Below are 496 nucleotides of genomic sequence, written 5' to 3'. Positions count from 1 at the left end.
CTCCAATTCGATTGATCAACATCAAGTTTTTTTTGATGAATTATCCAACCGGTTGTAAACATTGTGAAACTAACAAAATATAGAATTAGAATTAAGAAAATAAAAATCACCTCAAATAATAATATAACAAGATTTTACAACTTATGGTTAAATTATCTCAAATTTCATACAAAATTCTTAAATCTATCATATTATTTGAATGTATAAGAGGAGGTGCGTGCTATTGAGTATCCTGAAATCAGCAGTGAAGTACAAAGTTGCCAAAAAAGCTACAGATAAAGTAATGGGTGACGGTTTGTTATCAAGCGTTGTTGCTGCAAAAGCAGTGAAGAAAAGTAATCAGCGTAGTAAGCAAAGAACAAAAAAATAAAAATACTAGAAGTCAACTCCTTAGTTAGACAGAGAATTTTTGCTTTTTAATCGATTGTAGTAACTCGCTCAAATCTTCAATCGGCACCTAACCATTATAAGAGAACAAGCGATAAGAAAAGCACAT

At 30.6% G+C, this 496-nt stretch carries 1 protein-coding gene; it reads left to right on the top strand.

From position 1 onward, the window contains the following. The first annotated feature begins 223 nt into the window (after positions 1-223). Complete coding sequence (locus tag P3R27_RS14725; protein WP_023520189.1) at positions 224-370, top strand: hypothetical protein; 147 nt, start codon at positions 224-226, stop codon at positions 368-370. The last annotated feature ends 126 nt before the right edge of the window (positions 371-496 follow it).

This window comes from Enterococcus spodopteracolus (assembly GCF_030441955.1).
Classification (GTDB): Bacteria; Bacillota; Bacilli; order Lactobacillales; family Enterococcaceae; genus Enterococcus_B; species Enterococcus_B spodopteracolus.
Note: the sequence above shows the minus strand (reverse complement) of the source record. Positions and strands in the feature narration are given on the sequence as shown.